General features: G+C 46.7%; 24 protein-coding genes. 5 read left to right on the top strand and 19 right to left on the bottom strand.

All coding sequences use genetic code 11. The features are described from left to right. Nucleotides 1-3: 3 nt before the first annotated feature. Nucleotides 4-300 carry a post-transcriptional regulator gene (locus MST20_RS13600; RefSeq protein ID WP_025811056.1) on the bottom strand — a complete coding sequence of 99 codons (297 nt, stop codon included), beginning with the start codon at nt 298-300 and terminating at the stop codon, nt 4-6. Nucleotides 301-417: 117 nt separating this feature from the next. Between MST20_RS13600 and spoVB the strand changes: the two genes are divergently transcribed. Continuing rightward, nucleotides 418-1,971, top strand: coding sequence for a stage V sporulation protein B (gene spoVB / locus MST20_RS13595; protein ID WP_243942848.1), 1,554 nt, complete (start codon nt 418-420; stop codon nt 1,969-1,971). Between the two features lie 9 nt (nt 1,972-1,980). Here the strand turns inward: spoVB and MST20_RS13590 are convergent, their stop codons facing one another. After that, on the bottom strand, nt 1,981-2,631 hold the full coding sequence (locus tag MST20_RS13590) for a DUF421 domain-containing protein (RefSeq protein WP_243942846.1): 651 nt from the start codon (nt 2,629-2,631) through the stop codon (nt 1,981-1,983). Nucleotides 2,632-2,786: 155 nt separating this feature from the next. Between MST20_RS13590 and MST20_RS13585 the strand changes: the two genes are divergently transcribed. Beyond that, nucleotides 2,787-3,170 (top strand): TIGR04086 family membrane protein, encoded by a 384-nt coding sequence (locus MST20_RS13585; RefSeq protein WP_025811053.1) that lies wholly within the window; start codon nt 2,787-2,789, stop codon nt 3,168-3,170. A gap of 177 nt (nt 3,171-3,347) precedes the next feature. On the opposite strand, the gene yajC is transcribed toward MST20_RS13585, so the two are convergent. From yajC to MST20_RS13550, 7 genes are all read right to left on the bottom strand, one after another. After that, nucleotides 3,348-3,611, bottom strand: a complete 264-nt coding sequence (gene yajC / locus MST20_RS13580; RefSeq protein WP_085959518.1) for a preprotein translocase subunit YajC — start codon at nt 3,609-3,611, stop codon at nt 3,348-3,350. Between the two features lie 46 nt (nt 3,612-3,657). After that, entirely contained in the window at nt 3,658-4,803 is a 1,146-nt protein-coding gene (tgt, locus tag MST20_RS13575) for a tRNA guanosine(34) transglycosylase Tgt (protein ID WP_025811052.1), read from the bottom strand. 28 nt (nt 4,804-4,831) lie between these two features. After that, complete coding sequence (gene queA, locus MST20_RS13570) at nt 4,832-5,860, bottom strand: tRNA preQ1(34) S-adenosylmethionine ribosyltransferase-isomerase QueA (RefSeq protein ID WP_020452420.1); 1,029 nt, start codon at nt 5,858-5,860, stop codon at nt 4,832-4,834. Between the two features lie 41 nt (nt 5,861-5,901). After that, nucleotides 5,902-6,102 carry a DUF2905 domain-containing protein gene (locus MST20_RS13565; protein ID WP_145652808.1) on the bottom strand — a complete coding sequence of 67 codons (201 nt, stop codon included), beginning with the start codon at nt 6,100-6,102 and terminating at the stop codon, nt 5,902-5,904. Beyond that, nucleotides 6,095-7,099 (bottom strand): Holliday junction branch migration DNA helicase RuvB, encoded by a 1,005-nt coding sequence (gene ruvB / locus MST20_RS13560; RefSeq protein WP_145652810.1) that lies wholly within the window; start codon nt 7,097-7,099, stop codon nt 6,095-6,097. The genes MST20_RS13565 and ruvB overlap by 8 nt, the downstream gene beginning before the upstream one ends. Before the next feature lie 9 nt (nt 7,100-7,108). Next, nucleotides 7,109-7,714 carry a Holliday junction branch migration protein RuvA gene (gene ruvA, locus MST20_RS13555; protein ID WP_020452423.1) on the bottom strand — a complete coding sequence of 202 codons (606 nt, stop codon included), beginning with the start codon at nt 7,712-7,714 and terminating at the stop codon, nt 7,109-7,111. Between the two features lie 123 nt (nt 7,715-7,837). Beyond that, complete coding sequence (locus MST20_RS13550) at nt 7,838-8,359, bottom strand: intercompartmental signaling factor BofC (protein ID WP_243942844.1); 522 nt, start codon at nt 8,357-8,359, stop codon at nt 7,838-7,840. 231 nt (nt 8,360-8,590) lie between these two features. On the opposite strand from MST20_RS13550, the gene MST20_RS13545 reads away from it, so the two are divergent. Next, nucleotides 8,591-9,238 carry a protein kinase family protein gene (locus MST20_RS13545; RefSeq protein WP_243942842.1) on the top strand — a complete coding sequence of 216 codons (648 nt, stop codon included), beginning with the start codon at nt 8,591-8,593 and terminating at the stop codon, nt 9,236-9,238. 70 nt (nt 9,239-9,308) lie between these two features. Next, nucleotides 9,309-9,431, top strand: coding sequence for a hypothetical protein (locus MST20_RS21190; protein ID WP_023855401.1), 123 nt, complete (start codon nt 9,309-9,311; stop codon nt 9,429-9,431). 80 nt (nt 9,432-9,511) lie between these two features. Here MST20_RS21190 and MST20_RS13540 read toward each other — a convergent pair whose 3' ends face one another. From MST20_RS13540 to MST20_RS13530, 3 genes are all read right to left on the bottom strand, one after another. Next, nucleotides 9,512-9,691, bottom strand: coding sequence for a small acid-soluble spore protein H (locus MST20_RS13540; RefSeq protein WP_243942840.1), 180 nt, complete (start codon nt 9,689-9,691; stop codon nt 9,512-9,514). Between the two features lie 108 nt (nt 9,692-9,799). Further along, on the bottom strand, nt 9,800-10,264 hold the full coding sequence (locus MST20_RS13535; RefSeq protein WP_243942838.1) for a DinB family protein: 465 nt from the start codon (nt 10,262-10,264) through the stop codon (nt 9,800-9,802). A 59-nt stretch (nt 10,265-10,323) separates the two neighbouring features. After that, nucleotides 10,324-11,034 carry a poly-gamma-glutamate hydrolase family protein gene (locus MST20_RS13530; RefSeq protein ID WP_020452428.1) on the bottom strand — a complete coding sequence of 237 codons (711 nt, stop codon included), beginning with the start codon at nt 11,032-11,034 and terminating at the stop codon, nt 10,324-10,326. Between the two features lie 412 nt (nt 11,035-11,446). On the opposite strand from MST20_RS13530, the gene MST20_RS13525 reads away from it, so the two are divergent. Next, a complete protein-coding gene (locus MST20_RS13525) occupies nt 11,447-11,626 on the top strand; it encodes a DUF8096 family protein (RefSeq protein ID WP_003183993.1) in 180 nt (59 codons plus the stop codon). Between the two features lie 88 nt (nt 11,627-11,714). Here the strand turns inward: MST20_RS13525 and MST20_RS13520 are convergent, their stop codons facing one another. The 7 genes from MST20_RS13520 to nadB all read right to left on the bottom strand — a co-directional run bounded on the left by MST20_RS13520 (nt 11,715) and on the right by nadB (nt 18,538). Continuing rightward, a complete protein-coding gene (locus MST20_RS13520) occupies nt 11,715-12,041 on the bottom strand; it encodes a hypothetical protein (protein WP_243942836.1) in 327 nt (108 codons plus the stop codon). Between the two features lie 144 nt (nt 12,042-12,185). Further along, nucleotides 12,186-12,908: a YebC/PmpR family DNA-binding transcriptional regulator gene (locus MST20_RS13515; protein WP_243942835.1), complete on the bottom strand. Its 723-nt coding sequence runs from the start codon at nt 12,906-12,908 to the stop codon at nt 12,186-12,188. A gap of 127 nt (nt 12,909-13,035) precedes the next feature. Next, a complete protein-coding gene (locus MST20_RS13510; RefSeq protein WP_243942833.1) occupies nt 13,036-13,671 on the bottom strand; it encodes a YhcN/YlaJ family sporulation lipoprotein in 636 nt (211 codons plus the stop codon). Nucleotides 13,672-13,844: 173 nt separating this feature from the next. Then, complete coding sequence (gene safA / locus MST20_RS13505; RefSeq protein WP_243942831.1) at nt 13,845-14,897, bottom strand: SafA/ExsA family spore coat assembly protein; 1,053 nt, start codon at nt 14,895-14,897, stop codon at nt 13,845-13,847. A gap of 115 nt (nt 14,898-15,012) precedes the next feature. After that, a complete protein-coding gene (gene nadA, locus MST20_RS13500) occupies nt 15,013-16,122 on the bottom strand; it encodes a quinolinate synthase NadA (protein ID WP_243942829.1) in 1,110 nt (369 codons plus the stop codon). A gap of 21 nt (nt 16,123-16,143) precedes the next feature. Beyond that, nucleotides 16,144-16,983, bottom strand: a complete 840-nt coding sequence (gene nadC, locus MST20_RS13495) for a carboxylating nicotinate-nucleotide diphosphorylase (RefSeq protein WP_243942827.1) — start codon at nt 16,981-16,983, stop codon at nt 16,144-16,146. Further along, nucleotides 16,964-18,538 (bottom strand): L-aspartate oxidase, encoded by a 1,575-nt coding sequence (nadB, locus tag MST20_RS13490; protein ID WP_243942825.1) that lies wholly within the window; start codon nt 18,536-18,538, stop codon nt 16,964-16,966. Before nadB ends, nadC begins: the two co-directional genes overlap by 20 nt. Between the last annotated feature and the right edge of the window lie 75 nt (nt 18,539-18,613).

Genomic DNA, 18,613 nt, shown 5'->3' with positions numbered 1-18,613 from the left:
CGTCTACCTCAGCAGCTCATCGAGCATATCCTGCCCTTCTTTGCTGTCGAGTATATTAGACGTTTTAAACGATTCTACGGTTGCATAGTTCATAAATTCGCCAATTTTCACAGATAAAATATCACCGGCGAGCTGGTGAATTTGAACATCCTTCCGCTTCTTCCATTTCTTATTCAATAAGTATGACCACAATTCCTCTATTTCAATATCGTCATACCCGAGTATCCTGAACTCTTCCGTCTTGCTGTGAAGAAAAGGTTTTAAATGGTCCTTGTACAGATCAGCCGGATGTTTGCCCATGCCAAAGCCACGCTCCTTTCACATTTTTTCAGAGAGACTTGTCATGCTTGGACGATGTATGCGCATATCTTATTGTATATGATTAAAGGTTGTTTGAGAAGGCAGGGGACTCTAGAAATGACGAAGCAGACGTTTTTAAAAGGAACGCTCATTTTAATAGCGGCAGGTTTGATTACGAGAATGCTCGGCTTTATCAACCGGATTGTCATCGCAAGGTTCATCGGAGGTGAAGGCGTCGGGCTTTACATGATGGCGGCTCCGACTTTTTTTCTGGCGGTCACCCTCACCCAGTTCGGCCTTCCGGTCGCCATCAGCAAGCTGGTCGCTGAAGCGGAAGCGCGCGGAGACCACAGAAAGACAAAGCAGATTTTAGTGATGTCTCTTGCGATTACCGGGACGCTTAGCGCCGTCATTACTCCGGTGTTTCTCATTTACGCCCCGCTGATGGCCGACACGCTGCTCACAGACAAAAGAACGCTTTATCCGCTTTTGGCAGTTACGCCGGTCGTTCCGATCATTGCCGTTTCCAGCGTGCTGAGAGGCTATTTTCAAGGGAAGCAGAATATGAGGCCGCTTGCCGTGTCCCAGGTTCTCGAACAAATTGTCCGGATATCGCTGGTCGCCGTATGCACGACGGCATTCCTTCCGCTCGGCATCGAATATGCCGCAGCGGGCGCGATGCTGTCATCCGTGTTTGGCGAGTTGGCTTCACTTCTTTATTTGTTCGTCGCCTTTAAATACAAAAAGAAAATCCGCATCAGAAAACGTTTTTTCCAATCGCTGAAATCTGGGCGGACCACGTTTTTCGAGCTGATGAGCGTTTCGCTCCCAACGACGGGCAGCCGTTTTATCGGCAACCTGTCATGGTTTTTTGAGCCGATTGTCGTAGCGCAAAGCCTTGCGATAGCAGGAGTCGCCGCTTCCGCCGCAACGAGCCAGTACGGAGAGTTGACCGGCTTTGCCCTGACGCTTCTCACCCTCCCGAGTTTTATCACATATTCGCTGTCTACGGCGCTCGTTCCCGCCATCAGCGAAGGAATCGAACAGAAAAAAATGCAGGTTGTGGAATACAGGCTTGAGCAGGCGATGAGGCTTTGTCTTTTAAGCGGCGGCATATCGGCGGTCATTTTGTTTTCGTACGCGGATGAGCTGGTCAGCGTGATGTACGGGTCGTCAAATGCCGCGATTTATGTGAAAATCATGGCTCCATTCTTTTTGTTTTACTATTTTCAAGGTCCGCTGCAGGCCGTTCTGCAGGCTTTAAATCTGGCCGGCGCGGCAATGATGAACAGCCTTGTCGGTGCCGTTGTGAAAACAGGTCTCATTTTTGTTCTCGCTTCACGGCCTTCGCTTGGCATTATGGGAGCTGCGCTGGCGATTTTGACAGGGATCATCCTCGTCACCCTTCTGCACGCCGCAACCGTCAGCAAAGTGCTTCCCATCAGCATCAATCTGAAAGAATATATCGTATCCTTCGGCGTCATTTTAATATCGGGATGGAGCAGCCTGCTGATGAAAGAACATCTTTTTTCAGACCAGTCCGAGCCGATGCGCCTGCTTTTGTGTGTCGCGGTTACAAGCTGTCTTTACGTCTTCCTTCTGGTCGCCTTCAAGCTGGTCAAAAAAGAAGAAATCCAGCGGTTTCCGCTGTTCGGCCGCTGGATTTCGTAGGATTACGTTTTAAGGTTTAAATTCATCCTTTATATCAATAAAAAAAGAACCATTATTGTATGTGCAATAAGAAATTTTGGAAAGGTCGCGGTGTCCTTTTTTTTCAAGCTTTTGTTCAAGCCACTCTCGATCTTTCCCATTTTTTTCCAATTCCTCTTTCTGAACAACTCCGTCAACAATCAACGGGAGCTCGATCATTTTGTTCGGCCCGTCTTTTGTAAATACCGAAAGCTTCCCGGTCGGCTCCAAAATCGCATATGAAACATCCGCGATTCGTTCCACATTCTTATCTCTCAGCTGCGTCATCAAATCATCGTAATTATAGCGCTGTGTCCTCATGGCGTGTTCATCAATTTTTCCGCGGTCTATAATAATCGTCGGTTTTCCATCGAGAAGCCGGCGGATTTTTTGATTTTTCAATGACAAATATGCAAATATAACCTGAATCAGCGTCAAAACGAGAATTGGAATGATCGTATGGAGAAGGTGGTCATCGAGATTTTCAATGGCCAAAACCGCGATTTCGGCCATCATGATAAAAACGACAAGATCCAATATGCTCAGCTCGCCGATTTCCCTCTTCCCCATCAAGCGAAACAAAATAAAGATGATGAAGTACAAAACGATCGTCCGAAACGTAAGCGCTAAGATTTCATCCATTACCGCCCGCCTCCTTCCGCCTATCATGATCATAAACATAGCCTTTGTTAAATTGAGGCTTTTATGTATAAAAGGTCGGGGGAGCTAGTCTATTTGCCAAACGTAGAGAATACATTTAAAAAGACGAGCCCGTCTATATTGAAAGGAGGATCGTGATGAACGAACCAAAACAAGTCGGCAAAGGGATTTTATACAGCTTGGCGGTTATTTTCGCTTTGATGTTCGCGGGAAGCCTGCTCATTTCGCTGCTCCTCACCTTCACATCATTAACCGAAAGTTCATTCAGCTGGTTTATTACCGCCATTTCTTTTATTACCTTGTTCATCGGCGGTTTTATTGCGGGAGGCAAATCGAAGGAAAAAGGGTGGCTGAGCGGAGGGTTGACAGCGCTTTGCTTCTCTCTTACGGTGCTTTTGTTTCAATATCTCGGCTTTGGCGAAGCCTTCAATTTGAAGCAGCTCCTCTATCATTCCGGTTTTTTGGGGGTCAGCATGCTCGGCGGGATTTTCGGAGTCAATCTGCAGGGGAGCCGTGCATAATGACAGCAAAAAGGGAGCGGATGACCGCTCCCTTTCCTCGTGCCCATAAGGCTTCTTTTATGCCATGTCACATCAGGAGCAACTGCGGCTTCATCAGGATATAAGGAACGGCGCTAAAGCGCCGTCTTCACGTCCTGCGACAGCCCGATTTCCGATGCTTATGTATCAGCCTTTCGGCTATTCTGCTGACGCCTCTCTGATCGCGCGGCGGTCGAATGTCAGACGGGTATTGTCGCCTGTTTTGATGACAACCTTGCTTTCGTCAATTGAATCAACGATACCGTGCAGGCCGCCGATCGTTACGACCTTGTCCCCTTTTTTCAGCTCCTCCTGCATTTGGCGGACAGCCTTCTGCTGCTTTTGCTGCGGACGGATCAAAAGGAAATAAAGAACCGCAAACATTAAAATAATCGGAAGTAATGTTCCAAGCATCTCCATTATTTTTTCACCCCTTTCAAATGGCTTTATCGCTTTCTTCGTTTATGTGTCAGAAACTTTTAGCATTTGGTTTATTAAAACCGTAGCGCTCAAAAAACTCTTCCCGGAAATCACCTAAACGATCTTCACGAATGGCATCTCTCACTTGCCCCATTAATTTTAACAGAAAATGAAGATTATGATAAGAAGTTAAACGAATTCCAAACGTTTCGTTACAGCGGATTAAATGTCTGATATAAGCGCGCGAGTAATTGCGGCACGTATAGCAGTCGCACTGCTCGTCGATCGGTCTGAAATCTCTTTCATATTTGGCATTTTTGACGACGAGGCGCCCTTCGCTCGTCATGAGCGTACCGTTTCTCGCTATCCTTGTCGGCAGCACGCAATCAAACATATCCACTCCGCGGATGGCTCCGTCAATCAGTGAGTCCGGCGAGCCGACCCCCATTAAATAGCGCGGTTTATCCGCAGGAAGCAGCGGAGTTGTAAACTCCAGCACACGGTTCATCACGTCTTTCGGCTCTCCGACGGATAGTCCACCTATAGCATATCCCGGGAAATCCAATGAAATCAAGTCTTTCGCACTTTGTTTTCTCAAGTTTTCGTACTCGCCGCCTTGAACGATTCCGAAAAGCCCTTGCTCGTCAGGGCGCTTGTGAGCTTTCAGGCACCTTTCCGCCCAGCGGCTCGTCCGTTCAACAGACCTCTTCATATAATCGTACTCTGCCGGGTACGGCGGGCATTCGTCAAACGCCATCATAATATCTGATCCGAGGGCGTTTTGGATTTCCATCGCTTTTTCAGGAGATAAAAACAGCTTGTCTCCGTTTAAATGATTGCGGAAATGTACGCCTTCCTCTTCGATTTTGCGGAACTCGCTCAGGGAAAACACCTGAAAGCCGCCTGAATCCGTCAAGATGGCGCGGTCCCAATTCATAAACTGATGAAGGCCCCCCGCCTCTTTGACGATGTCATGGCCCGGTCTCAGCCAAAGGTGGTACGTATTGCTTAAAATAATGCCTGCACCCATTTCTTTCAGCTCTTCCGGCGCCATCGTTTTAACGGTGGCGAGCGTTCCTACAGGCATAAACACCGGCGTTTCAAATGAGCCGTGCGGGGTGTGCACCCTTCCCAGCCTTGCTCCTGTTTGTTTACATGCTTTTATGAACTCATAGCGTATCGGTTGCTGCGACAAATTATGAGCCCTCCAATCTTTTTGTATTTTATTTGATCAACATGGCATCTCCGAAGCTGAAGAAGCGGTATTCGTGTTCCACTGCGGTCCGGTAGGCGGACAGCACATGCTCTCTGCCTGCGAGCGCGCTGACAAGCATAATGAGGGACGATTTCGGAAGATGAAAATTGGTAATCATCCCGTCTATCGCCCGGAATGTGTAGCCTGGATAAATAAAAATCGATGTCCAGCCTCTCGCTTCCCGGAAGCGGCCGTCATGTTCGGAAGCGATGGTCTCAAGCGTCCTCGTCGATGTCGTGCCGACGGAAATAATCTTTCCGCCTTCCTGTCTGACGCGGTTTAACAATGCTGCCGTTTCTTCCGACATTTCATAAAACTCGGCATGCATGTCGTGTTCCTCTACATTTTCCGCACTGACAGGCCGGAATGTCCCAAGTCCGACATGAAGGGTAATAAACGCAATATGCACGCCTTTTTTCCTGAGCGCATCGAGAATCTCTTCAGTAAAATGCAGCCCGGCCGTCGGCGCAGCCGCCGATCCTTGTTTCTTTGAGTAAACCGTCTGATAGCGCTCCCTGTCATCGAGCTGCTCTTTAATATAAGGAGGCAGAGGCATTTCGCCGAGCGATTCGAGCACCTCGTAAAAAATTCCTTCATAGCGGAATTCAATTTTTCTTCCGCCGTGCTCGAGCTCTTCTGTGCAGACCGCCGTTAGACGGCCGTCTCCAAACGAAAGAACGGTTCCGCGCTTGACCCGCTTTGCGGGCTTGACAAGCGTTTCCCATACGTCCCCTTCCTCCTGTTTTAACAGAAGAACTTCAACCTTTGCGCCCGTCTCTTCCTTGACTCCGTACAAGCGGGCCGGCAGCACCCTCGTATCGTTCAGCACGATGCAATCGCCCGCGTTCAAAAAATCAATCACATGCTTAAACGTGCTGTGAGTGATTTCTCCTGTTTTTTTATCCAGCACCATCAGCCTGGACGCATCCCGCTCTTTTAAAGGAACCTGTGCGATAAGGCGTTCAGGCAAGTCAAAATCGAATAATTCTACTTTCATCTTTTTTCACCTTACTCTATCTATAGACTTGAATGTCAGAGTCATTTCATTCGTCCGAAGATCGAAAACACCACGGACAGAATGATGCTGATGACAATGCATGTAACAACCGGAAAGAAAAATGTCACGTTTCCCTTTTTCACAAAAATATCGCCGGGAAGCCTGCCGATGACTTGCATGAATAAACCGATGCCAAAAATGACGGCGCCCAGCACCATTAAAATCTTTGGAAATTCAGTCACGGTTCGGAACCTCCATTTTAAAGTGGCTGTATACATCAGGGGTTACGATGCGCCCCCGCGGCGTTCTTTGAATAAAACCGATTTGAAGAAGATACGGCTCATACACATCCTCAATCGTGTGAGACTCCTCACCGATGGTAGCCGAAATCGTATCGATTCCGACGGGACCGCCGCCAAATTTTTCGATCATGCCCATCAAAAGCTTGCGGTCGATATGATCAAGCCCGAGTTTATCAACCTGGAGGCGTTCAAGCGCATCAACTGCCACTTCCTCCGTGATGGAGCTGTTTCCAAGCACCTGGGCAAAATCCCTGACCCTCCTCAAAAGCCTGTTGGCAATCCGCGGCGTCCCTCTTGACCGTCTTGCGATTTCGAGAGCCGAGAGCGAATCGATGTCGACCTCAAACAGCTCCGCCGTTCTGATCACGATTTCCGAAAGCTCGTCACGCGTGTAATACTCAAGCCTTGACAGAACGCCGAACCTGTCCCTGAGAGGCGCGGTTAAAAGCCCGACCCTTGTGGTCGCGCCGACAAGGGTAAAAGGAGGAAGATCGAGCCTCACAGAACGCGCCGACGGCCCTTTGCCGATCACGATATCAAGGCAGAAATCTTCCATCGCAGGATACAGCACCTCTTCGATCGAACGGTGCAGACGGTGGATCTCGTCAATAAATAAAACGTCGCCTGGCTCCAGAGCCGTTAATATTGCCGCCAAATCGCCGGGGCGCTCGATCGCCGGACCTGACGTCGTTCTGAGATTGACTCCCATTTCGTTGGCGATGATCGCGGCGAGCGTCGTTTTTCCCAATCCCGGCGGCCCGTACAACAAGACATGGTCAAGCGTTTCCTCCCGCATTTTCGCAGCTTCGATGAAAACCTTGAGGTTGTCTTTCACTTTTTCCTGGCCGATATACTGAGCCAGTCTTTGCGGACGCAGACTTTGCTCAATCGCTGATTCATGGTTGTCTAGTTCACTTGATACAAGCCGCTCATCCATGATATCACCTTACTTTAACAATTTTTGCAATGCTTTTTTAACGTATTGATCCGTCGAAAGCGCCTCTTCCTTTTTCAAATGAGGCTGGACTTTTTTAATTTCCCGGTCGGAATAGCCGAGCGCTCTTAATGCTTCAAGCGCCTCCTCAAGAGCCGTTTCCGCTTCATGAATTTGCTCCCGCTCTTCATGGTTAAACAGATCGGCCGCGATGTCAGGAACGGCGTCCGCAAGCTTCCCTTTCAGATCAAGGATGATCTGCCTTGCCGTTTTTTTGCCTACGCCGGGGAACTTGACGAGAAACGCTTCATCCTCATTCTCGATCGCTTCAATCACCGCTCCCGGATCGCCGGAAGCAAGGATCGCAAGCGCACCTTTCGGGCCGATTCCCGTAACATTCAGCATTTTCGTAAACAGCATTTTTTCTTCCCTTGTCGAAAAGCCGTACAGCGCATTCGTATCTTCTCTTACATAATGGTATGTATAGATTGTTTCGTTGCTGTTTTTCTTATAAATAAACGGATTTGGCGCAAAGATCTGATAGCCGATCCCGCCGTTTTCAATGACAATATATTGGGGCGATACATAATCAATCGTCCCTTTTACGAATTCGATCAACGTTCATTCACCTCTTTGACTGCTCTTCATTGTAACACAAAACAGGCAAAGCTAGAATGAAAAAGTTAACATATGTTCGCTAAAAATGGCTTCTGTCCGCAGCTGAAAAAAGACATAACAGCGTCATGTCTTCATATCTTTTACATGATGTTGGCTTCCGGATGATTTTACGGCTTCAATGACATGTTCAAATTCCTTTTTCGTGCGGTATGGGATCCCTTTGCGCAAATCATCCGCCATCCGGCTTTCCAGGCGCTTTATATCAATCTGAAAAAACGATTGAATCGGCTCTGATAATATGCCCGGGCGGCCGTGAAAAGTCGAAATCACGCCGTCTTCCGTCACTCCGATATAACCGTTTGTTTTGCTAAGGGGAGAAATGTCGTCCACCTGTTTGCGAAACAGAATAAACCCCTTTTTCTGATCGATGAGCTGCCACCCTTTATAAGCAGCTTTAAAGTCTTCCAGTGTTCGAGCGGCCTCTACTTTATTTTCGATTCCAACGTCCCCGTCCAGATAAACCTTTTCAAGCTGGATTTGAACTTTAGCCGGCTTTTCGGCCAGGGCTTCCAGGTGAAAGCTGAGCGCGGCCAGCAGACTTCCAATAAGCACTAAACCGATTTTGAACTTGCTTTGGCTGTTCATCAATATCACCTTCTTTTTTGCCTTAACGATCATATCCATAGTTTGACCAACGCTTTTAAAAATTAATCTAAAAAAGCAATGAGATGACAACCGGTTTACGAATGTTACATTTTCAAACCAATACGAAGAACTCAAAAGCATTTAAGGTGCAAAACCGCCCGTTCTCATGTATAAACAACATTATAGAGAGTTTTTCGTTTGACAAGCCCTTAAAAAGAAGGTGAGTTCAGCGTGAAAAAGGCGCAAACCTATGCAGAGGCCGTAAAGTATAATACGAAAAAAAAGTTCAATAAACTTATCCAAAAACCCGATGACTTAGAGTTGATCGGGAAAGGCAGGAGCGCATACGTTTTTAAGCTGACTGAAGAGGGCAGGGAAATGGCTCTTAAAGTCTTTTTTCCCGAATTTAAGAACATCGCCGCAAGGGAAGCGGAGATTTACAAAAAGCTTTCTGATTCGAATTATTATCCTGATATATATGAAACAGGGCCATCATATATTTTAATGGAGTATATAAAAGGATACACTTTTTATGAGTGTTTAAACAAAGGCATTCCGATTGATGATGACATGATCTTCGAGGTCGACCGCGCATTGAACGATGCGAAGCGGAAAGGGTTGAATCCATCCGATATCCACCTCCGAAACCTGATACTGACGCCGGCTGGGACAATCAAAGTCATCGATGTCGCCAGGTTTTTGCAGACGAAAGAATGCAGACAGTGGGATGATTTAAAAACAGCCTATCAAACCATTTACAAAAAAAGCCGTTTTCCGCAAAAGCTTCCTAAGCTGTGGATGGAATTGATCGCTTATCTTTATAAAAAAAACTGGCTTCAGAAACAATGGGCCGCCAAAAAAAACAAATTTCACCCGTAATTTGAAACTTAAAGAAAGCACGTCCGTATATGAAATAACCCCATTACAGGCAGGAAGGGAGAAACAGCTGTTGAAGAAAAAGAAGAAACGAAATGATGATAAATGGGATTATCTTTATCTCGTTGATTTGCTTGAGCCGTTGTTTTATGTGCTGAGGCTGGCAGTAAGAGGACTTGCGAAAATCATAAATTAAACACTCGGGCTTTCGGGTGTTTTTTTGATGGCCGAGTGATCAGTCAAATACAAAACCCCTTCATCAGAAGGGGTTGCTTTTTAATGTTCTTTCAAATTTGTGAGCGGTACTTCCTGCTCGTTCTCCGGCTGGCCGAGCGGAAAGATTCTTGCAGTTTCATTTTGTTTGTTGACACGCTGAATATAAATCGGCTTGCCGTTATAAGTAACATCAACCATGTCGGGTGATTCGACGATTTCCTGGGCACGCTGCGTATTCATCCTGACACCCTCCTTTAGCTTTTACTCATAATGTGTACTCCCGGCTGCTTTCGTATTCCTTTTTAGCCGGTTTTCTTTCAAGGAGGGGTGATCTTCAGGCTCCCGTAATCAATGAAACTTTACGTACAAAGGCAGATCCGTGTGTCCCATTTCACGCACATAAACAAACAGATTGCCTTTGTGATGAATTTCGTGTCCGATTGCGAGCTGCAGCAGCTGTTCGCCGGCTACTTTTCGTCCAATGACGCCGGTCAAATCGACTTCACGATCCAATTCTTCATCCGTAAAAGATTCAAGCAGCTTTTTTGTTTTTTCTGTATACGTTTTGGCGAGCTCGCTCAGGCTTGTCCCTGTTTCTTCCGGCTTCTTTTTAAAAGACTCTCCGTTTCCTTCTTTTGCCGCCGAAGCAAAGGCATAGAAAGATTGCAGCATATGCGTGACAAGTTCCTTCGCCGGCATCGACGTTTCAGTCGGTTTGTAATCGAGATGTTTTTCATCAATCTTTTGAATCAGTTCTTCTGTCACCAGGCGGTGGGACATAAATTCCTGAACGATGCGGTCTTTTCGTTCCATTTTTTATTCCTCCTTCGTGTATTAGCAGTTCATACACAGAATAACACGAGTTTCCATTTTCAGCATCTGTCCTGCAGCACCCTTCGGACCGCCTTGACATATTTGCGGAATGTTCTCGTTTTTGTTTCCTCCCTCTCTTTATAGGAAAAGTCTTCGAAAAACTCTTTCCTTTGAGCCGTGCTGATTTCAAGCTGCACGCTCATTCCTGACTGGCTTTCATTATTGATGTTTTCCTCGGCAGTTCCGGCAAATTTCCCGTCCACTTTGACCAATTCCGCGGAAAAGTCAGACTTTTTCAGAGATTTGACGATGGCTTTTGCCAGTTTTCTGTCCGTTCCTCCCACAAGCGTGTGCGGGCGGTCGCCGGAATAGCCGTGGAATGCGATGGTATAGCGGTGTTCTTTTATTTTCTGCAATGCCAGAGGCTCGTCAAAGTTTGTGCTTGTAATATGAAGATCCGAGTTGTTCTCATCCTTTTTTCCCTCGAATAAATAAGTTGAATAATCATCTTTGAAAGCTCTGACAAGCTCGCTTACTCCGCCTTCTATTCTTCCTCCGTGAGGCGAAAAGATTAAACAGTCGCTTCCCGCTTTTTCGTGATACTCAATGTCATAGCCGCTTTTTTCGTGTTCCTGCAATTCCTTGAAATTCATGTATCTGTCCCCGGCCTGGATCTGAAAGTTCTCCCGGGTTGTTTTTTCGAACCACCTGTATACGCCATTTATCATTACTGCTGCGATCACCAAGTAGATGAGTACTTTTTTCTTCATTGATTATTCCCCTTTTACACTACCTTTCGATTTCTAAGCTTGTCCTCCATGCCTCATTGTATATTTGGCTTTTTTGTGACACAGTTATTTTACGCTTTAGACATGACGCGTTCAATTATGAATAAGTTTGATAAAAAATAAAAATTTAAATATTTTTATTAAAAAGATGCTTTTTCATTAGTTTAAAAGATCGATAAATTTTAAGAAAAAAATCTCATAACAATAAGCGTCTTTTGTTGCACGACTTTCCCTACAGCCCATCCAGCGTGAGAAAAAGGCGTTCTATCAGAAACGGGGTATACGGTTTGATAAAAGTAAAATCGGCCGTGTCCGCCGGCTGGAGATGTTATATTTTCTTTTCCTCCCCGTTCTGTTATCCTATTACCGACAATAAAAATGCAGGTGATAAAACATGGAAACAGAATATGAAACAAAAGGCTACGACCTGACAAAAGTTTATGATTACAATCAATATCCGGATGTCCGCCACGGACGGTGCGACAATTGCGATTACACCCTTTTTAAAAGCTCTGTAAAAAACGGCCAGTTTTTGCGTGAATGCCGGCGCTGCGGCATGAAAAAAAGCATTTAGCGTTACAGCACATTCTTATATGTATAAAAAACTTGCCGACAAGGCTGCATGTAGCTTTGCCGGCAATACACGTCATGCTGTCAAATGCTTAAACATCTTTTTGATCTTTGTTTGTGACAAAGCCGTTGATCGATTCACCGATCTTTCCGCTAAGGTCGGCATTCAGATTGTTGAGATTTTGAATATATTCGCTGATGACATTTTGGATCGCTTGATTAAGTTCCGCATTTTCGCTTTTTGTGAAATCGGCCTCTCTCAGATCGATGCCGCTGTTTTTCTGAACCAGCTCATAGATCGATTCGCCAAAACCCGTGATAAGGCCGTTGACTCTCTCGATGATTTGAGCCGTTTCCTTGTCTTGCGGGCTGCCGCCCGCAGCCGGGAAAGACTTCTCATTTCCGTGTTGTTCAGCCATTTGCAGATCCTCCTCTCATAATGACAGACTCCTTCACAATATATGATAAAAAATCAAATCCTGTTTCCGCAGCAGCTTGATACGGCTGCTAATTGGTTGATGATGCATAAAAGGACGCCGCGAATCTGGAGCGGCGTCCTTTTTTTAATGAACGTTCGTATACACTTCCTGCACATCGTCATCATCTTCAAGTACGTCAATGAGCTTTTCGACTTTTTCCTGAAGCGCTTCATCGACCTCTGCATAGGTTTGCGGAACCATTGTCATTTCGGCTGTCGCCATTTGATAGCCGCGCTCCTCCAAGTTTTTCTTTACTTCTTCAAACTGTTCCGGCTCTGTATAAATCTCGAACAGCTCTTCGCTCGTTTCGAGCTCCTCGGCGCCGGCATCAATGACCTCAAGCATAAACTCCTCTTCATCTATCTCAAGATCTTCACGCTCGATTGCAATATATCCTTTCCGGTCGAACATATAAGAAACGCATCCTGTTTCCCCCAAGCTGCCGCCGTTTTTGCTGAAGGCGGTTCTGACGTTTGTCGCCGTCCGGTTTTTATTATCTGTCAAACATTGGACCATGACAGCCACACCGCTTGGGCCGTAGCCCTCATACGTAATTTCCTCGTAGCTTTTTCCATCCTGGCTGCCGGAAGCTTTTTTGACGGCGCGGTCGATGTTGTCGTTTGGCATGTTTGCATTTTTGGCTTTATCGATGACGAGACGCAGACTTGCGTTAGATTCGGGATCGGGTCCCCCTTCTTTTGCGGCTACATATATTTCTTTGGCAAGCTTCATGAAAATTTTGCCGCGTTTAGCATCTTGGGCATTTTTTCTTCTCTGAATATTTTTCCATTTAGAATGGCCAGCCATATCTTTCTACCTCCAAAAAAAATCTCGTCTCTATGTACACTTTATACGGTTTTCCCCGTTTTTGTAAAGAAATCGGCCGAACGCTCACAAAAAAATTGCCGGGGAATCCCCGGCAATTCCCTGCTTGTCATTGGTTGCGCAAGCGGTTCAAATTGTTATTCGTCGTGTCTCCGCGATCCCTAATGTTCTGAGGGTCGTCGTTCATTTCACGGAGCCTTGTAAATGCGCCGTCGTCCTCGACAACTTGAACGGTCCGGTCTCCGGTAAATGTTTTGGCTGCTTTTCTAATTTGAGTTCTCTCATTATTTGTCAGCCGTTTATCTGACCGTACCGCGATGATGACCGTTTCGTTCGTTACGACGGCCTGACTCTCGTCAACATAATTCAATTTGTTGACGCGTCCAGTGATATTCCTGGAGATTTTACGGTTTTCCGGTCTGTTATAGCCTGTGTCCGCCGTGTTCACCAAATGATTGTGATAATTCATGTCTCCCCGGCTGAAAGTTCCATCGCCTGTTGGAACGGGATTACCGTTGCCCGCTCGATTGTTCACGTTCGTTGCACCGTTTCTCCCGTTCATATTTTCAAGCATTTCTGTAACAGGACCGTCATTATCAAGACCGTTATTACGATCTGCATCATTTGAATAATATCCGATCGGACGCGTATTGTTTCCATTATCTATAGCGTCGTTCGTTCCGCAGGCAGATAGACCAGCTGTCAAAAGCAAAATACCCGAAAACACTTTCAGCTTGCTGTCCAATGGTAATACCCCCCGTAGAAAACCGCTGAATTTGAGCATTGCGCTCTTTTTTAGGATGTGCGGGATGTGAAGAGTTACCCTTGACAGTTATAGACAGTCCCGTGAAAAAGCATGAAAGTGTTTATAGCGGTCCACAATAAAAAAGGAACGATAGATCATCGTCCCATTCCGAATCAGTCTTCTTCATCTTCCGGTCTGTTAAACATCTGTCCGCCTGCGGGCTGCTGTCCGTACCCGCCCATACCGTACGGAGCTCCCATTTGCGGCATCTGTCCATATGGCGCTGCACCAGGAAAACCTCCCGGGAATTGGCCTGGCCCGCACCCGCAGTCATCTTCTTTGCCGTGTGCCATATTGGGATCGTGACCGACGTTTGGCGGTGCATATCCCGGAAACGGCTGATAAGGCGCGTATGCCGGAGCAGTCATTGGCTGATGATGATATCCGTGATGACCGGCATTGTCATGCCCCATATTATCATCACCGTCATATTCAGCTGGAGATACATAGCTAGGCTGATGCATGTAAGGCATTTGAGCAGGATATGGATACCAAGGGTGGCATAATCCCGATCCAGGCAGCACCGGTGAAACAGGAATCCAGCAGCCTCCAGGATAGAACGGATAAGGATGCGGATGGTGATGGTGATGATATCCGGCCGCAGCTACATTTGGCATGCCGTGAAACTGCTTATTTTCCTCGCCTGCTGCACCGACATTCGGCGGCTGCGGAACATTCGGATAATTGACATTTTCCATATGATTCTCCTCCTCATTTGTCCATGGATTATACATGTTGGGGCCTTTCTCTTGATGTTCATAAGGTTTTGGAGGTGCGTACGGCTGATGAAGCTGATTGACGCTTTGATACAAATTTGAAATGTCGCCTTCAGGCAAACTTGGCTGTCCGCTGTTCGGGACAGGCGGAACATAAGGAACCGAGGGCTTTTCTTTCGGTTTTATATCTTCAACATCAAGCTTGCTTTTCGGCTTTTCTTTTGCAAATGGATGTTCCTGCTGTTTTTTCGGTAACTCTTTTCGCATATTGAGCTGTTCTTCTTTTTTGACCGGCACTCCCCCTGACGGTACTTTGATTTTCATGCCCGGCATGATCAAATCTGGATTGCTCAGCTGCGAATTCAGCTTTTTCAGTTCTTCAAAGTCCACTTCATATCTTTCCGCGATTTTTTCCAGAGAATCGCCCTTTTGGACAATATGAATTTTCAACGTTTTCCCCTCCTATGCAAAAACGTGAACGAACAGATGAGAATAACAAATATGCTTCTCCACAAATTTATGCGCATAGCGGAGGGGTTATGATAAAAACTTGTTCTCCAAAAAATTAACGGATTGTTAACATCCGATTCAACGCAAGAATGGCATCTTTTGCGATATCTTGATCAACTTTGATCACGCCTGTCGGTTCACCTTTGTCAATCTGCTCCAGCGACCACAGCAAATGCGGCATGTCGATTCTGTTCATTGTCAAACAAGGGCACATATCTGGATTAAGGGATTCGATTTGTTTATCAGGATGTTCTTGTATGATGCGTGAAACAAGGTTCATCTCTGTTCCAATCGCCCATTTGCTCCCCGGATTTGCTTCATTAATCGTATCGATGATTTTTTTTGTAGACCCGCTGAAATCGCTGAGTGCGACGACTTCATGGGTGCATTCCGGATGAACGATAACATGAATGTCCGAATCCCGTTCTTTAACGCTTTTGATATTCGCCGCGGTAAATTTTTCGTGAACAGAGCAATGCCCCTTCCACAAAATGATTTTTATGTCTTCCAACTCGCCGTTATACTCAAGTTTTTCTGCAATGGGATCCCATACCGCCATTCTGCTGAGAGGAATGCCGAGGTCAAATGCCGTATTGCGTCCCAAGTGCTGATCCGGAAGAAATAAAATCCTCTCTTTTTGCGATAGCGCCCATGTCAACATGCGGGCCGCATTTGAGGATGTCACGGACGCTCCTCCGTTTCTTCCTACAAAAGCTTTAATTTCCGCTGTCGAATTGACATATGTGAGCGGAATGACCGTATCGCCAAACAGCTCTGTCAACTCTTCCCAGGCGCGATTCGTCTGCTGCATGTTGGCCATATCGGCCATCGAACAGCCTGCGCGCATGTCCGGCAAAACGACAATCTGTTCGTCCGAAGTGAGCATATCGGCTGTTTCTGCCATAAAATGTACGCCGCAGAACACGATATATTCCGCTTTTTTATTTTTTTGGGCGACTTGCGCCAGCTGAAGCGAATCTCCCGTCGCGTCCGCAAATTGGATCACTTCGTCTTTTTGGTAGTGATGCCCCGGGATAAACAGCCTTTCTCCGAATTTCTTTTTGATATTCAAAATCCTTCCGGCCATTTCTTCTTCGCTCAGTTCTTTATACAGCTCCGGCATCATGCCGGCGTTCCTGTCATGAATTAAGTTTAAAATAGACATCTGTCACCTCTCCAATCCCGCTTATTTTTTCAGATCGACATTCATGCTGATATCAAGGCTTTTCGCCGAATGAGTCAAGTAGCCCAATGAAATACAGTGCACCCCTGTTCCCCTGTATGCGGGGAGATTTTCAAAGGAAATTCCGCCTGAAGCTTCCGTAATAATGCCGGCGGGTGTCATTTCCGCAAATGCTTTCACCTTGTCAGGAGGACAATTGTCAAACATAATGATATCGGCTCCAGCCGCAATCGCTTCATGAAGCTCTTGCTCTGACTCGATCTCCACTTCGATTTTGACCATATGGCCGCACGCTGCCCGTGCTTTTTCAACTGCTTTGAAAATCGAGCCGCAGGCGGCAATGTGGTTGTCTTTAATCATGATGCCGCCGTCCAAGCCAAAGCGGTGATTGCAGCCCCCGCCGATTTTGACCGCGGATTTTTCAAGAATGCGCAGGCCCGGCGTCGTCTTTCTCGTATCGCAAATCGCGATATCCGGATCATTCAGCCTGATCACGGACTGCTTTGTTAAAGTGGCAATCCCCGACATTCTTTGAATGAGATTCAGCACGACCCGTTCGCCGGTCATGAGAGAAGCTGCACGGCCTTTGAGCCGCGCGATCGTTTCTCCTTTATGAACCGCTTCGCCATCTGTTTTCAGCATTTGCACGGCGATCGTTTCATCGAGCAGCCGAAAGCCTTCGAAAATTACTAATTCTCCTGCAAACAATCCGTCATCCTTCGCTGTAATGACAGCTTCACATTGAAAATTGTCGTCAAAAACGGCTTCAGAAGTGAAATCCCCCCAGCCGATATCTTCCTTGAAAAATTCTTTAAGCATGTTCCTAAGTATGAGCCGCTGCATATTTCACAATCCCTTCGTTTTGTCTGATCTTGATCCCGCCTTTTGTGTGAACGATTTGCTTACCATGCCAGTTTTTATCATCAGGCGCCGGGCAATCCGAACGGTAATGGCCGCCTCTGCTTTCTGTACGAAGCAATGCCGAGGCCGTCATCTGCTTGGCGGTCTGCCATAAATGAGCTAATTCAAGCTGTTCTTTTGTGATTTCTTTCACATTCACGATTTGAAAAGGCACTCGCTCAAGCCATTCTTTCACCTTCGTCAATTCATCCTCCGTTCGCACGATCGCCACATGATCCGTCATGTGTTTTTGAATATCATCCACATCTGTCAGGGGAACAGAATATGTCACATCCTCAGGCTGAGGAGGTTGGCCTCTGACAGGCTCAGATTTTTGATAAGCTTGTATCCGATCCGCCGCTCTCCTTCCGAAGACGATGCATTCCAAGAGAGAATTGCTTGCCAGACGGTTGGCGCCGTGAAAGCCGGTGCATGCGGCTTCCCCAATCACATAGAGGTGTGGAACGGCCGTTTCCCCCCATCTGTTTACAGAAACGCCCCCCATTAAAAAATGCATGCCCGGTGAAACCGGAAGCCGGCCTTCTTCAATGGAAATTGCGGCTTTTTCGCAAAGAGAGGAAATCGTAGGGAAGCGGCTTTTAAAGTTTGATATACGGCTAATATCCAAAAATACGCTGCTTCCGAAGGCTAGCTTTTCGTGAATCGCACGAGATACGATGTCCCGCGGTGCTAAATCCTGCATGGGGTGAATGCCTTCCATCACCCGCTGTCCGTTTTCATCAACCAAGACAGCGCCTTCTCCGCGCACAGCTTCTGAAACAAGCCCTTGTGCGCGCCCGTCTTTGACGAGCAATGTAGGATGGAATTGAACGAATTCCAAATCTGCGAGCTCGGCTCCTGCCCGATACGCCAAAGAAATCGCATCGCTTGTCACAGAACGGTTATTCGTGTTGATTTGAAATAGATTTCCGCAGCCTCCTGCCGCCAACACAACAAAATCTGCTTTCCTGAGAAAAGCCTTTCCCTGGCGGTCTTTCGTCCAGACGCCCGCACAGCGTCCGTCTTCAATCCATAAATCCGCCGCCGTTTCGTATTCTTTCAGTTTGACGTGAGGACCGAGCCTTCCGATTAAGTGCCGGATCAGCGCCTGCCCCGTAGCGTCTCCCCCGGCATGCAAAATTCTGTTCATCGAATGTGCGCCTTCTTTGCCGAGGCTGAGCTTTCCGGATTCGTCAGTATCAAAAGGGAAATGCTGAAGAATCAGCTCATCAACAAGGCGCTGGCCGTCTTTAATGGCATCTTGAACCGCTTCGATTTGATTGTGGCCGCATCCGGCATACAATGTATCGTCCGCATGAGCTGACCAGGAATCGCGAGGCAATACAGCCGAGGCAATTCCTCCCTGAGCGAGGGTTGAATTGCTGTCTTTTACAGATGCTTTCGTCATCACAATCACTTCATAAGACGGCGGAATGGATGCAGCAAAAGACAGCGCAGCGGCACCTGCTCCGACAACAATTATCGTCTGATGAGACATGTCGACTCCTCCTGTAAATTTACATGTGTCTTGACACCTATATTTACATATCGATAAAATAAACTCAAGTATTTT

Source organism: Bacillus sp. B19-2, from assembly GCF_022832475.1.
Classification (GTDB): domain Bacteria; phylum Bacillota; class Bacilli; order Bacillales; family Bacillaceae; genus Bacillus; species Bacillus paralicheniformis.
This window is presented reverse-complemented; position numbering and strand designations above follow the sequence as displayed.